This is a genomic window from Pseudomonas sp. PSPC2-3, assembly GCF_049898265.1.
Taxonomy (GTDB): domain Bacteria; phylum Pseudomonadota; class Gammaproteobacteria; order Pseudomonadales; family Pseudomonadaceae; genus Aquipseudomonas; species Aquipseudomonas veronii.
In genome coordinates, this window is record NZ_JAFCXJ010000003.1 from 476,921 (window position 1) to 491,286 (window position 14,366).

At 64.4% G+C, this 14,366-nt stretch carries 7 protein-coding genes; 5 read left to right on the forward strand and 2 right to left on the reverse strand.

The window, feature by feature from the left end; all coding sequences use genetic code 11:
* Positions 1-285 precede the first annotated feature (285 nt).
* From ACP7E3_RS09625 to ACP7E3_RS09645, 5 genes are all read left to right on the forward strand, one after another.
* Entirely contained in the window at positions 286-777 is a 492-nt protein-coding gene (locus ACP7E3_RS09625; protein WP_046384572.1) for a CS1 type fimbrial major subunit, read from the forward strand.
* 114 nt (positions 778-891) lie between these two features.
* Positions 892-3,411: a TcfC E-set like domain-containing protein gene (locus ACP7E3_RS09630; protein ID WP_426122954.1), complete on the forward strand. Its 2,520-nt coding sequence runs from the start codon at positions 892-894 to the stop codon at positions 3,409-3,411.
* A 118-nt stretch (positions 3,412-3,529) separates the two neighbouring features.
* A complete protein-coding gene (locus ACP7E3_RS09635) occupies positions 3,530-4,270 on the forward strand; it encodes a hypothetical protein (RefSeq protein WP_017844572.1) in 741 nt (246 codons plus the stop codon).
* Positions 4,267-4,737, forward strand: a complete 471-nt coding sequence (locus ACP7E3_RS09640) for a CS1 type fimbrial major subunit (protein ID WP_017844573.1) — start codon at positions 4,267-4,269, stop codon at positions 4,735-4,737. The genes ACP7E3_RS09635 and ACP7E3_RS09640 overlap by 4 nt, the downstream gene beginning before the upstream one ends.
* A 41-nt stretch (positions 4,738-4,778) precedes the next feature.
* On the forward strand, positions 4,779-5,993 hold the full coding sequence (locus ACP7E3_RS09645) for a hypothetical protein (protein ID WP_017844574.1): 1,215 nt from the start codon (positions 4,779-4,781) through the stop codon (positions 5,991-5,993).
* A 43-nt stretch (positions 5,994-6,036) separates the two neighbouring features.
* Here ACP7E3_RS09645 and ACP7E3_RS09650 read toward each other — a convergent pair whose 3' ends face one another.
* Complete coding sequence (locus tag ACP7E3_RS09650; protein ID WP_426122957.1) at positions 6,037-11,115, reverse strand: NEL-type E3 ubiquitin ligase domain-containing protein; 5,079 nt, start codon at positions 11,113-11,115, stop codon at positions 6,037-6,039.
* Positions 11,116-11,197: 82 nt separating this feature from the next.
* Entirely contained in the window at positions 11,198-14,299 is a 3,102-nt protein-coding gene (locus ACP7E3_RS09655) for a transglycosylase domain-containing protein (RefSeq protein ID WP_426122959.1), read from the reverse strand.
* Positions 14,300-14,366 lie beyond the last annotated feature (67 nt).

Below are 14,366 nucleotides of genomic sequence, written 5' to 3' on the forward strand. Positions count from 1 at the left end.
GATAACTGTACTGCTTTTATTGAATTATCTGTGTGTCATTAACGTCTTACAGTCGTTTTTTTAAAAATCGTATTTATTGCATTTCTTCCTCCAGCGTAATGGCCTATTGGCCTGCATGTTTCTCGGAGCTTGCCTGCTTACTTTTAAAGCGCATTGGTCGAATATTTCCCGGCGTTGAATGTTCAGCCAAACAATGAACATTGCGCCGCGCTGTTAGTTGGAAGTGAGTCTTGACTTGCTTTTTAGTTAACCGCCTTCCTTTAAATGACTACTAGGTATTCAAGCATGATCAAGAAGTTTGCTGTTCTGCTCCCGCTGGCTGTTGCGGTATTGGGTTCTTCGGCTGCCATGGCCGCCAACGATGCAAGCACCACGATCAACATCAAGGCCGACATCCCTACCAAGCAGTTCCACGCCCAGCCCCTGGACCCCAACTTCGGTCGCGACGAAATCATGACCTACAACACCGTGACCGGCGAACTGAGCACGCTGTCCTCGATGTTCACCCTGAAAAACACCGGTGGCTCGATCGACGCCTACCTGCAGGACGGCCCGGCGGCGCTCACCAACGGCACGGACTCGATCCCGCTGACCATCACCCTGGGCACCGTGGCCCTGACCGGTAGCCCGCAAGAAGTGGCCGCCGACGCAGAGTCCAACCCCGGCCTGCAAAAAATGATGACCATCAAGGCCGCCAAACCGGCGGACACCCAGACCGGTCTCTACACCAGCGTCGCCACCGTGATCTTCGACAACGTGCCGCGCACCGCTTTCTAAGCACCCGGCACGCGATAAGGCCGCGCCTTATCGATCACACCCACCGCCCGCAGGTTGTGTTCGCCTGCGGTCGGTTTCCAGATGGTTTGCAGTTCGCCATAGAGTATTAAGTTCATGTTCCCGATGAAACCCATCGCGGCGGCGCTGGCCCTGCTTGCCTGTTCGGCTGCCTGGGCGGCGGCTGATAACAGTTATACGCCACGCAGTTTACTGGCTCAGGCGAAAGGTTTGCCGAGCGAATTCGAAGAGCATTTTTTTGATGTGCCCCTGGCCGTGCGTATCGAACGCGACGAAGTCTTTCTGGGCGAGGCGATGGTGATACTTTCGCGCGATGACCGCCTCACGCTGCTGGACTTTACCGATATCAGCGACAGCCCGATACAACCCGCTGAGCGCGATACCTGGAGCCACTACCTGCAACAAGGCGCGGCCCTGGGAAGTTGCACGCAAACCTGCCCGGAGAAGATGTTGGCGGTGCATTACAACCTGGAAAACTCGCTGGTCTCGATCCTCACGGAGAACGCCGAGCACGACACCGATCATCAGCGTTATTACCACCAGCCCCAGGACGGCAGCACGGGCTTGATTGTCAGCAACCAGTTGAACCTCAACGGCGGCCAAGCGCAGGAACTCGGCGGACGTTTCGGGGTTGAAGCCAGCAGTAGCCTGGGGAACTGGAGCCATGCGCTCAACCTGCAACTGGCACGCCTCGGCGGGCCGGACACCCAGCTTTATCACGCACTGTATTCGCTGTACGCCCAGCGCGAATTCGAAGGCCAGTTCCTGCGCCTGGGCTATTTCACGCCCACCTCCGAGGGGCTCAATCGCCAGCCGCGCGCGTTCGGCGCCGCGCCGGATATCGCCGTGGGTGCGATGCTCGGCAGTTCCGACAGCCTGGCCATCAGCAACCCCAAGCCCAGCGTGTACCCGATCTACGTCACCTCCAACCGCCAGGGCTCGGTGGAGATTTACCGCAACGGCCTGCTGATCAACACCCAGGCGGTGGCCGCCGGTTTGCAGAGCATCGATACGCGGCCGTTGCCCGGTGGCATTTATGAAGTGGAAGTGCGCCTGGTCGAGGACGGCCAGGTCACCGCCACTACCCAGGAGTTGGTATACAAGCCCAACAACTGGCGCAACCATGACGAGCGCTGGCGCTACAACGTGTTCGCCGGCCGCGAAAGCACCTTGTTCAACAACTGGGAGCAACGCGACAAAGGCGACATGACCGCCGGCGCTTCGCTCAATTATTTGCTGCACCCGCGTGTGATCGTCGGCTTGTCCGGGCGCCAGGTGCAGGAGCGCATGCAATACGGCGCTTCCATCGACTGGACGCTGGCGACCCAGGCGAGCCTGTACGCCAACGTCTACCAGACCCAGGACCACGGCACCGGCATGGACGTGCAAGGCCTCTACAGTTATGGCGCCGGCAGCGTGATCGCCAGCCACAACCGCAGTTGGCTGGACACCCGCAACACCTACGACACGCTGCCCGACGGCACGCGGCTGCGCACCCGGCAAACCTTCGTCGGCCAGACCAGTACCTCGTCGCTGTCGATCAATCACCGCCTGATCAACCAGCATTCGCTCAATGCACGCCTGTCCCACAGCCAGGGCAACGTCGAGGGCGTCGGCCTGGACCTGGGTTGGAGCAAGCACGACCGGTTGTTCGGCAGCGATGCCAATTGGCGCCTGTCGCTGTTCGACCGCCCCGCCAGCCGCAGCACCGGCGACCGGCGCAACCGCGGCGTCGACCTGACCCTCAACCTGGCCCTCGGTGGGCCGGGCGAGCAGTGGTCGGGCAGCATCGGCTCGCGCACCTCGCGCGACGGCAAACGTGACAACAATGGCTCGCTGACCTACCGCAAAGACCTCAGCGGCCATGTGCTGCAGAACGTCTCGGCCACCGTGCTGACCGATACCTACGGCGTCGGCCTGTCCGGCATGACCAGCTTCCACGGCGACATGCTCGCAGGCGATGCGTTTGCCCAGCGCTCCTCCTTCAACGGCAACCTCACCGGCGGCCTCAACCTGCACAGCACCTTCGCCGTCGGCGGCCAGAAGGTGGCCCTGACCAGCCAGTACCACGGCGACGGCGCGGGCATGATCGTCGATGTGGAAACCGACCTCGACGACATCACCCTGCGCGCCGACGACCTCAGCGGTGGCAGCACCGAGCTGCGGCCGGGGCGCAACTTCGTGCCGCTCACCGCCTACCGGACCGGCTCGGTGGCGTTCGACTTCGACGGCAACCACCCGCCGGCGGCGAACATCCAGCCGCCGCGCAGCGCCTACCACATCAACAAGGGCGGGGTGGACTACCGCAAGATCCGCGTGATGAAAACCGTCACCGTGCTCGGTCGCCTGCTCGACCCGCAGGGCCGCCCGCTCAAGGGGCATCACGTGATCAACCATGCCAGCCGTGGCGTCAGCGAGGTCGACGGGTTCTTCTCGATGGAAATGAACGCCGGCTCGCCCACCCTGGAAGTGCGCCGGGGCAACCAGTTGCTCTGTCAGTTCCGCCTCGACCCGAGCAAGGCCCGCAGTGAAAACGATGTGCTGATGATCGGCGACCTGCGTTGCACGCCGGATACCTTGGCCGATGGCGCATTCGAGCGGCCGACGTCGGGGTGATTCGCACAGGGTGTAAGCCATGAACATCGATACGGATAGGCCTGTTCGGGCGCGGGTATTTGCGCTTCGCAAGTCGAGTGGGTTGGCTTCAGGCCAACCGTTAATGAGGTGTAAAGCAATGAAAGTATTAGCCGCAATCCTGGGCGTGTGGATGGTTTCCCTGGGGGTCCAGGCGGGCCCGAATATCAACGTCGGCGTGGTCTATGACTACCTGGACGGCAGCAAGAGCAGCTACCTCAAACGCATCTTCAACGGCGGCACCAGCACCGCGTTCGTCAAGGTCGAGATCCTCGAAATCGTCTACGACGCCAGCGGCGTGCCCCAGGAAATTCCCGTGCAATCCCAGGCTGACGCCAGCGCCCGCGATGGCCTGATGGCCAGCCCCGCGCGCCTGATCGTGCCGGCCAACGGCATGCAGGGCACGCGCTTGCTGTACATGGGCGAGCGCGCCAGCGAGCGTTACTTCCGGGTGCGCTACATCCCGGTGGTGCCGGAAAAAGAGGACGCGTTTGCCCTGTCCGAAGAAGAGCGTGAGGAATATCAAAAGACCCTGCAGGCCGGCGTCAGCGTGCTGGCCGGTTATGGCACGGTGTTTTTCGTGCGCCCCAAGGACACCCGCTACGACACCCGCATCAACGATGGCGCCACCCGCTATGAACTGCGCAACAACGGCAACAGCGTGATCGTGGTCGACGAATTCAAGAACTGTGTGGCCGGCAAGCCGACCGATTGCCATCCGACCACCAAGAACCACGTGCTGCCGGGGCGTGCCTTTACCTTCGATAAACAAACCGGGCGCCACTACACCTTCAAGCTGGTGGAAGGCGACACGCAGAAGAATCAAGAGGTGAAAGGATGAGCCGCTGGGCCGTGTTGGCGCTGTTGAGCGCGCTCAGCTTCAGCGCCCTGGCCGCCCGCGAGGAGGCGGTGTTCCAGGTGTCGGTCAAAGTCCCCACCAGTGACTTCTATGTATTGCCGCTCAACCCCGGTTTTCTGGAGCGTGAGCAAACCCTGAGCTGGAACCCGGTGACTGAAACCCTGAGTGCGCTGCGCGAGCCTTTCGATGTGAAAAACGTGTTGGGCGCGGTGGACGCTTACCTCGCCTATGAACCGGTGCTGTTCAACGGCCGCGACAACATTGCGCTCACCGTCACCTTCAATCAGCAGGTGCTGGGGCTCGACGCCATGCGCGTGGTGCCGGAAGCCGAGGCCCGTGTCGGCAAGCGAGTGCTGCTGGAAATTGCCGCGCAGAAGCCTGAGGACGGTTACCTCCCCGGTCAGTACTTCGGCAACGTGCAGATCATTTTCGATGCGTTGCGCCCATGAACCGGGGGCCACGCTTGAGTTTTTTCAGAACGAGTGAACCCATGCAAATCAAAAACAAGGTGTTGGGGCTGTGGTTGGCCGGGCTGCTGGTGGGGCTGCCCGCCGACGTAACGGCGGCCACCGTGGACATCCTGGCCTCGTTCCGGCCGGACCCCAGCCAGCCGGCGCGCAACGTGTTCAAAAACCACACGCCGCCGGGTAACAGCTATTGCACCTGGGCGCCGCAGTACTGCAACGAGACGCGCTACAGCATCGGTCTTCCGATCGATTTTCGGATGAGCGCGCCGATCGTGCCGGGTGGAGACGATCGCAATCATCTGTTGTTTCATGCGCCGACCGAACGCAGAAACATCACCGTCGTGCATGACGAAACGGGAGAGGCCGAAACCCTTCAGTTCCGGATCAGTGGCATTGGCATGGTGTTCCGGTGGCTGCGGCAGGACCCCACTGTGCGTTGGGAACACGATTATCCACCGCCACCGTGTCAATCCAGCGGGGTGAGTGTCGGCAACCAATGGCTTTTCGCGTTCACCTGGTTTTTGCCGGAAGGTGTCAGGGGGTGTGCGCAAAGAGCCGCCAGCCATATCCCCGCCGAGACATTTTGGTTCGATGGCCTCGGTTTCACCTACGAATTGGTCACGCCCGACCCCCTGGGGATGAGGGCCGGGACCTACCGCGGGCAGGTGACGTACAGCGTCGGGCCGCACAAGGACTTCGACCTGGGCAACGTGATGTTACCCAACGATGAGCAGATCACCCTCAATTTCATTCTTTCGGTCGATCACATCCTCAAGGTCGAGATCCCGCCGGGCGGTGAGCGCGTCGAGTTGCTGCCCCAGGGTGGCTGGCAAGGCTGGTTGAGCCAGGGGCGCAAACCGACGCGGCTGTTCAGGGACCAGACCTTCAACTTCTATTCCACCGCGCGCTTCAGGATCGGCATGGAATGCCAGTACGTCGAGGCGGCAGACAACACCTGCCGGATCCGTGACGCCAGGTCGGGGCGCTCGGTGCCGTTGCAGGTCGGCGTGACCATGCCCCACGGCATCGTCGACCCCGAGGGCCAGCCGGTCCAGCGCCGTCCGCTGCGGCTGGACGGCAGCGGCACGCACCTGTTGCTGTCGACGATGTTCGTCGACCGCAAGCCTGGCACCCTGCATTTCGAAGTGGCGCGCGACGATGTGGAGACGATGTTGCAGCCCGGTGAGTCCGGCACCTATGAAGGGAACGTCACAGTGATCTGGGATTCGGAGGTGTAACCCGCGGGGGTTGCAGGCGCGGGCATGCGCGCCTGCAGTGCCCTCACGTGTCGGACAACGGCGCTCGGTTACGCTGTTGAGCGGCGTTTTTCAGGGCTGTGCGGGTCAGGCCGCGCATCCAGTCTTTCTCCTTGTAGCCCAGGTCGTTGAGCAGGCGGTTGTAGAGCGCGTCGCTGATCGGCGTGTCGCTGAGCACGAGGTTTTCGGCCGTGTCCAGTTCGTCCGCCAGGGCCTTGAGCTGCTCGGCGAGCTGGGCTTTTTGCTGCGGCTCCCGTTCTTCGCGCCATTGCGCCTGCAGGGTTTGCAGGTCGTCCAGGCGGTAGAACTTCTGCGTGTACTCGGTGAGATTCTGTTGATAGCGGTTGTCGTAGGTTTCCTGCAGGAAGGTCTCCCAATACGGCTCAAGGAGGATCTGGTTGACCAGGCCGTCGCCCTGGCCCATTTCCCTTACCGTGGTGTACGCCTGCTGGATGCGGTCCGGGCTGACATTGGCGGTGTCGCGGTAGAGCATGTGGTCCGACAGCCAGGGCAAATCCAGCCTGTTGGCCAGGGCGGTCTGGTAGGCCAGGTGGATATCCACTTCGTCCACCTCGCCGGCCTCGCCGTCCACCAGCTCGGAGCGCAGGCGCTGGCCTTCGCCACCGGCGTCGATGGGCCGCAGGCGCCGGGCGACGTCCGCCTGGGCCACCAGGTTCAGGTGCTTGAGGCGCGCCGCGCCCTTGGCCAGGGTCACCAGCCGGCCTTCGAGTTCAGCCAGTGACGCGGAAAAGCGCCGGGCTTCGCTGGCCATGACCTCGATCCCCATCTCATTGAAAATCTGCGCGCCGCCGTCGCCGCACAAACCGGGGAAGCTCGACAGCTTGAACAAGCGCTCGCGCAGGGCGCTGTCGGCGTGGGTGGCGTTGATCAAGCGCCACACCCGTTGCGTCAGCTCCGCTTGGTTGCGGGCGTAGCGCTGCTGGTCCTGGGGGTTCTCGAAAAACTCGGGCGGCTCAAGCAGCTTGATGACTTCGAAAAAGCCCTGGGAGCCGTGTTCGTCTTCGACGGCGTCCCACAGCTGCTCGCGGACAAGCCGGGTGTTGGCGTCGACGCCTTCCAGCCAGGGATCGCTGCTGCCCTGGGGCTCATAGGTGCGATACGGGTCCAGCCCGGCCTCGCTGCGGTAGCGTTCGTACAGAGTGCGCTGATCGTCGTTCAGCGTGTTGCGGTCCAGGCGGGTGCGCGCCACGGTGCGCGCAGCCGTGGGTTCCGGCGTCAGGGTGGGCAGGGCGCGGATCGGGTTGCCGCTCAGGTTCAGGTCGAACGCATCGTTCCTGGGGTGGGCAAACAGGCCGCGGGGCCATTGGCCGATCTGTGTGTGGCTGAGGTCGAGGCGGCGCAGGTTGGGCATGCGCGTGATGTCCGGCGCGAGGCTGAGCGGGTTGTGGCTGAGGATCAGGACTTGCAGGCGGCGCAGGTTGCGCAGGCGCGTCACGTCTTCGGGGAACAGGGCCAGGCGGTTGCTCGCGAGGTTGAGGTTGCGCAGCAAACGCATCGCGCCAAGCTCGACCGGCAGGCTGGTCAGGTGGTTGTCGCTCAGGTCCAGGGAGTGCAGCGCCGGGAAGTGCTTGAGCAAGCCGCAATGGGTTTGCCCGACGCTGCTCTGGCTCAGGTCCAGGAATGTCACATGTTCAAAGTTGACGGTCAGCGCGGGCAGCGATTCGGGTAACGGCATGCCGTTCATGTCCACCCGAGCGCCGCGTTGGGTGCGGCCCCAATCGTCGGTGTATTCGGCGTAGCGGTCGGCCCAGGTCTGTTCGAGGAGCAGCGCCAGGCGTTTGCGGCTGGCCAGTTGTTGACGCTCCTGGACGCTGCCTTTGGGGTGATGGGTGGGCGATTGTTTCCAGGTCTGCAATTGGCTGTGCAGGGTTTGTTTCTCCAGGGTCAGGTCGTTCAGGGTGGTGCCCAGTTGGTCGGTGGGGATCGCCTCGATAAAGCGGCTCAGCCGTTGCTCGCTGAGGCTCGGAAACAAGCGTTGCAAGACCTCCCTGGCAAACGTCGCCGGGTGATCGGCAGGCGCGGCGCGGCAGCGGCTGAGCAGCGGGCCGCCGAGCAACTGTTGGGTGTGCCGCTCCATCACCCGGTGAGTCGCCGGCTCAGCAAGGAGCGTGCGGCGCTCGGCCAAGGGTTCCAGGGCGGTCATCAGCCAGCGCCGCAGGTCTGCACCTTCGCCGGGGCGGTAACCCAGCCCGCTGTGCGACGCGGCGGGCAGGCTCGACAACACGGCTTCGTACAGATTGGCCGGGCGGTGCAACGGTTGGCCGGCGCCGTCATAGACCGCATAACCGAGGCTGTTGTGGACCAACACCCGGCGAGTGGTGGCAGTGTCCGGGCCGGCCTGGCTGCGCAGAGGGCCGGTGACGGAGCCGTTGCGGATTTCAAGGTGCAGGTCGCTGAGCACGTCGGCGTGCAATTGCAGGGTCTTGAGCACCAGGGTTTCCGTGGCCGGGCTGGGCGACGCTGGTGGATAGAAGCCTTCATAGGCGCGTGCCGCCTCGGCGGCCACGTGCAGCTCGTCGGCCAGGTTGCGCAGGCGCAACGGCCCGCGCCGGTGCGCGGCCAGGGCCTGGCGTTCGGCGGGGCGGGCGGTGTCGAGCAGGCGGCGGGCCAGGCTCAGGTCGAGGTCGGGATGGTCGTGGCGCAGGCTGATAATGCCGGGGTCGTCGCTCTCTTCACGGGCGTGGTAGACCGCCGGGGCGATGTCGCGGCTCTGGCTCAATACGTAGTCGGCCAGTTGCTCGCGTAACGCGTGTACCCGCTGCGACTTCGGCACCTCGGCGCCCAGCAGGCGGGTGATTGCCGCTTCATCGAGAAAGCCCAGCACCCGTTCCGGCAAGTGCCCGGACAGCACTTCGCCGAGACTGATGCGCAAGGTGTCGGCGGCGCTGGCTTGCGCAGCGCCATAGCGGTGCGAGCTGCCGCTCAGGTCGGGCTTGAGGAACACTTGCAGTGCTTTGTTCCGGGGCCAACCGTCGAGTTCGGTGACCATCTGCTCGAACCAGTCCGAACTCGGGTCGGCGCTCAAAGCCTGCCCGGCGCGGATTTTTTCGCTGGCCGCCTGGATGGAGTCGGCCGCTTCGAGCCGTTTGAGGCCGGCATCGAGCAACGGCGGCAGTGTTTCGTTGTACTCGTACATGCGGCGTAGGGCGCCGTCTTCGGTGGCGCTGGCGACCCTTAGCTGTTCCAGCTGCGTGTCACTGAACGGTTGCACCCGATGCCCGAGACGTCGCAGCAACTGCGCACGCTCCCAGGTGCGCGGGCGTTCGCCCTCGTGGGTCGCCGCGCCGTCGCCGTTCAATTGCAGGCGCGGGCGGTAGGCGTTCGGGCGTTCGGGGTGGACCACGCGGTGCGCGTCGCCGAGCGGGTCGTATTGCACCTCCAGGTGATGCTCGCCCAGGGCCAGCAGGGTTTTGCCCTCATGCTGATGCAGGCCCGCGGGCGACGGTATCGAATCGGCGGGGATCGGGGTTTTCCGGGCGAACGCGCTGATGTCCGGGTTCCACAAGCGCCGGCTGCCGTCGGCTCGCTGCACCGGGACCAGGCCTTCGATGAAGGGCGAGAGCTTGAGCCGCGCCAGCTGACCGATGTGGCCGCCCGCGGCAAACAGGGCGAACTGGATCACGCTGTCGGCCACCCCCGCCACATGTTCCCAGGCTTCGGTGCGCCGGCCTTCGCTCCAGTCGACGACGCCTTCGCACACCTCGTCCATGATCTGGTAGGCGCTGTAGACCAGCATCAGTTCGCCGAGCACCGGCACGAAGGGCGTCAGCACCAGCAACGCGGCATTGAGGAGGTCGGCGAACATCTGCTCCAGGTTGTCCCACCAGGCCCAGCGGGCGTGGCGTTCGACGTCGGTGCTGGACACGGCGATAGTCCGCGCATCGTTGACGATTTTGTTCAGTTGCACGCGATACAGGTAGCTCCACAGGGTGTCCGCGTGGGGTGTCGGCGGGCGTTGGCGATAATCGTCCTGCCAGCGTTGCACGCTGAAGTGCAGGTTGGGGTCGCTGATCGGCGTGTCTTTCCAGCTCGGCCCGCTGTCGGTGCGGGCTTTTTGGTGCCATTGGATGTGGCTGAGGCGCGCATTGAGCCCGGCAAAAAAAGCCCCGCGCTCGGCATGGGGCACGAACTGGCTGAAGAACACCTGGTAGCGCGCCTTGTCGCGCAACTGACGGGTCAGTTCGGCCATGAACGCCAGGGGCGACGGGTATGCCTTGAGCGGGTGTTCGGGGTCTTCGGCGACATAGGCGATCACCCGAGGGCCTGGCGCGGCGATAAACAGCACGATGCCCACCAGCGCGACGTTCATCACGCTGAGGGTGTAGGCCTGGAGCGGGCTTGGCCGGTCGTTCAGCAGGTCAAGCATCGAACCGTGCGTCTCGGGCTCGAGGTCGCCCTTGGCCAGGGCCAGGTGGGCGGCGCTGTTCAGCGCGGCTTTGTGGCGTGCGACCACCTCGTCGTGAACCGTGCGGGCCAGCGGCGGGTTATTGAAGCCGAGCGCCTGACTGAGCTTGAGTTGATACTGCGCGCCGAGATCCAGCTGGCGGCAAATAGCTTTGAACCCCTGCGCCGTGAGGCGGGCGCCGCTGGTGCGGTGGGTGATCGACAGCACATCGCGCTGGCCGCGTGCATCGCTCGGGCCGAGGAAGGCGAAGTCGAGAAAGTCGTCGCTGGCGGCGAAGTTGCCCAGCGCCGCATCGAGCAATGACACGGTCTTGCTGGTCTGTGCGCCGCTGATGTTGATCTTCCACCAGGCCAGGTTGGCTTCGACATAGAGGCGCAGGTAGGTGTTGCGCACATCCACCGCGCCATAGTCGCGCAGGGCGTGTTTGAGCAATGGCTCGGCGAAGGCGTACACATCGTTCAACGCGGCGAGCCGTTGGTCCAGGCGGTTTTGCCGCTGCCAATGTTCGGCAATGGCGGCCTTGAGCGGGGCCGGTGCGGTCAGGCTGTTGAGGCGCGCGGTTTTCAATGCGCCGAGGCGTGCGGGCGTGGCCTGGGTGAGCCAGGCCGGCAGGGCGTCGCGGATGTGCGCGTAGTGGGCGCCGTTGAAGGCGCTGTCGAGTGACGGTAGAGCGGGCATGGATCAAGTCCTGTAAAGGGTGATCCATGAGTGTGTGTGGCGGCGTCGCGCCGCGGTGGCAGATAGGTAGTGCAGCCGGGCGTCAGGGTTGGCGGGCCAGGCACAGCGTCGGGTCGCCCGGTTGCAGCAGCGGGTTGAGCATCGGCGCCATGCCCTTGAGCACCTGCACCGGCAAGGCCGAGGTGAAGGTGAAGTGCTGCGCCGACGCCCCCGGCACAAACGCGGTGAGGGTGCCGAAGTGATGCGCGCCGATGTAGAACACGAAGGTCGCCGTGCGGTTGATCGATTTCGAACTGAGCATGCGCCCGCCGGGCCCCATGGCCTCGATGCGGTTATCGCCGGTGCCGGTTTTGCCGCCCATCGCCAGCGCCGTGCCGTCCGTCAGTTTGAAGCTGCCGGCCACCCGCTTGGCGGTGCCGGCGTCGACCACTTGCGACAGCGCGCCGCGCAACGCCGTGGCGACTTCGCTGGGCAGCACCCGTTTGCCGCGGTTTGGGTCGTTGACCACGCGGGTTTCATAGGGCGTGCCGCTGGCGAATTGCAGGCTGTCGATACGCAGCACTGGCAAGCGCACGCCGTCGTTGAGGATGATGCCCATCAGTTCCGCAAGGGCGGCGGGGCGGTCGCCGGAACTGCCGATGGCGGTGGCCAGCGACGGCACCAGATGGTCGAACGGGTAGCCCACGGCCTGCCAGCGCTGGTGGATATCGAGGAACGCTTCGATCTCCAGCATGGTGCGGATCCGGCTGTCACGCGCACTCTGGTGACGGCTCTTGAACAGCCAGCTGTAGACCTCCTGGCGTTCGAATTCACTGGCTTTGACGATTTCGTCGAAGCTCGCCTCAGGGTGGTTGAGCAGGTAGCCCAGCAGCCACAGGTCCAGCGGATGCACCTTGGCGATATAGCCCTGGTCCGGCAGGTCGTAGGCGCCGGGGCCGTAACTCTGGTAGAGCCGTTCGAGGCGCTCGTCGCTGAGCGTGTCGGGGGTTTTGAGGTTTTTCAGGTGCGAGCGCACGAAGGTGTTGAAACTCGCCTGGCTGGCCTGGGGCAGCAAATAGCGGTGGACGGCGGCCAGGCGGATCGCGGTGGGGTGCAGGCTGTCCATGAAGGTGTCGAGTCGGGCCTGGGTGTCTTTGTGGCGGTATTTTTTCCAGAACTTGAGCAGGAACGCGGTGCCTTCGTGGTCGGCGAACTTGGCCAGGTATTCCTGGCGGCGCGGGTCGTTGTCGTCCTTGAGCAGCCGTGCGCTGTTGTCTTCGCCCGAATAGGTGGTGTAGCGCACCAGGTCGCGCATCAGGCGAATGAACGGCAGGTTGATCGACTCGCGCAGGGCATCGCGCAAGGTCGGGTTGCGGCCGTTGTCTTCGTTGCGAAAGTTATGGAAGCGGTGCAGGCCGCCGCCGGTGAAAAACGCCTCGCCGGGGCTGGCCGAGTAGGTGCGGTCGAGGGCGGCGTCGAGCATTTTCGCCAGGTCGCGGTCGCTGTGCTGGATCAGGTAATTCAGCGCCCAGCGCGAGAGCACATCCTGCTCGGGCAGCTCGACGCTTTTCAGCTCGGCGGGCGTGCGCGCCTGGTAGCGTGCATGCAGCTCGGTGACGATCTGCAGGTAGGTGGTCAGCACCCGCAGCTTGGCGGTGGAGCCCAGTTCGAGTTTGCTGCCTTCGTTGATATCGAACGGCTGGTCGGTGTTGTCGGTCTGCACCCGCACGCGTGCGCCGTCGGGCGTCAGTTCGTAGAGGGTGAAGCTGTAGCGCACCTGCGGTGTGCTTTGCGGCGTCAGCAGGCGCGGGCCGAGCAGGCCCATCTGCGCGGCGAACGCCGGGTCGGCCAGGTGCTTGAGGTAGTCGGTGGCCTGGGTTTGCAGCGCGTAATGCAAGGTGCTGGTGGCCGACAGGTCGAGGCGGTCGAGGTCATACAGCGAGCGGTTGAGCAGGCTGGCGAGACGGCTGCGGGCGACGTTGATGGCTTTGTTGGTTTCTACCGGCTGGAGGGTCGGTTGCTGCTGCCAGTCGCGGTAGGTCACGTGGCTGGCGAGGGCGGCGGCGGACAAGGTGGCGGGGATCACCTGGTTCTGCGCGAGCAGGCGGATATGGCTGTCGGTCAATTGCGCCAGCTCTTCGCGACCTTTGGTCAGGTAGTGCGAGGGCCGGCGTTGGGCAATCATCAGCGACAGCACCTGGCGCAGGGCCAGGCCGCGTCTGGCCAGGCTCGCCGGGTCTTGTGCGCTGTCGCTCAGCGCCTGGTTGACCTGATTGAAGTCGGCGCCGTACCACACCCGCAGGCCTTCGGCCAGGCCATGCACTTCGCCGTGGCCCGGCACGGCGGACAACGGCACGCTGTTGAGATAGTCGCGCACGATATTGCGCCGACTGCCCGAGGTGTCCGGCCCGGCCTGGTAGGCCCGCACGCTGGCCGACATCATCTGGCGGATTTTCTCACCGCCGGACAAGGTCAAGCCGTCGGGCGAATGGCGATATTTCTCGAGCTGCGTGGCCAGGGTGCTGCCGCCGGCGGTCTGCCCCGGCAGATGCAGGAGTTTGGCCACTTGCGACCAGGCCGCCTTGGCAAAGCGCGGCCAGTCCACCGCCGGGTTGGCCAGCGGTTGCGTGGGGTCCAGCAGGTCGCGGTCCTCAATGAACAGCAGGCTCTGCACCACCAACGGCGGAACCTCGGCAAAGCTGGCGTAGAGCTGTTGCGGGTAGGTGAAGGCATACAGCGGCGCGGCGCGGCAATCGGTGATGCTCAGGCCGGCCTGGACTTTTTCCGCGTAGGGCACGAACAGCCCGTGCTCGGCATAGCCCAGCAAGGCCGGGGAGAAGCGTGTCTGGGCCTGGATCAGGTAATTGCGCTTGAGCAGGCGCGGTAGGAATTCATTCAGCGCGCTGTAGCCCAGGCGCCGGTCGAACGGGCCGTCGCCGGGGTACACGATGGCATCGCTGGCGCCGGGCTCCAGGCGATAACTGAGGGTGGCGGCCAACGGGCTCAGGTAGCGGGCCTGCAGGCGCGAGGTGTGCATTTCCACGCTGGCGGCCCAGCCCAATGCCAGCAGCGCGAGCAACAGCACCAGCCACACCAGGCGCCACCACCCGGATCGCCGGCGGGCGCTGTGTGGCAATGGCAGTTGATCCGGGCTGTCGGTCGGCAGCGCAGCCTGTTTCGAATCGGTTTGCCATAAAGCGCCCATAGTCGATTCATCCATTTACGCAGATTGATCGGACTTGGGTGAAGCTTAGTCGTTGGTGACGAAATGT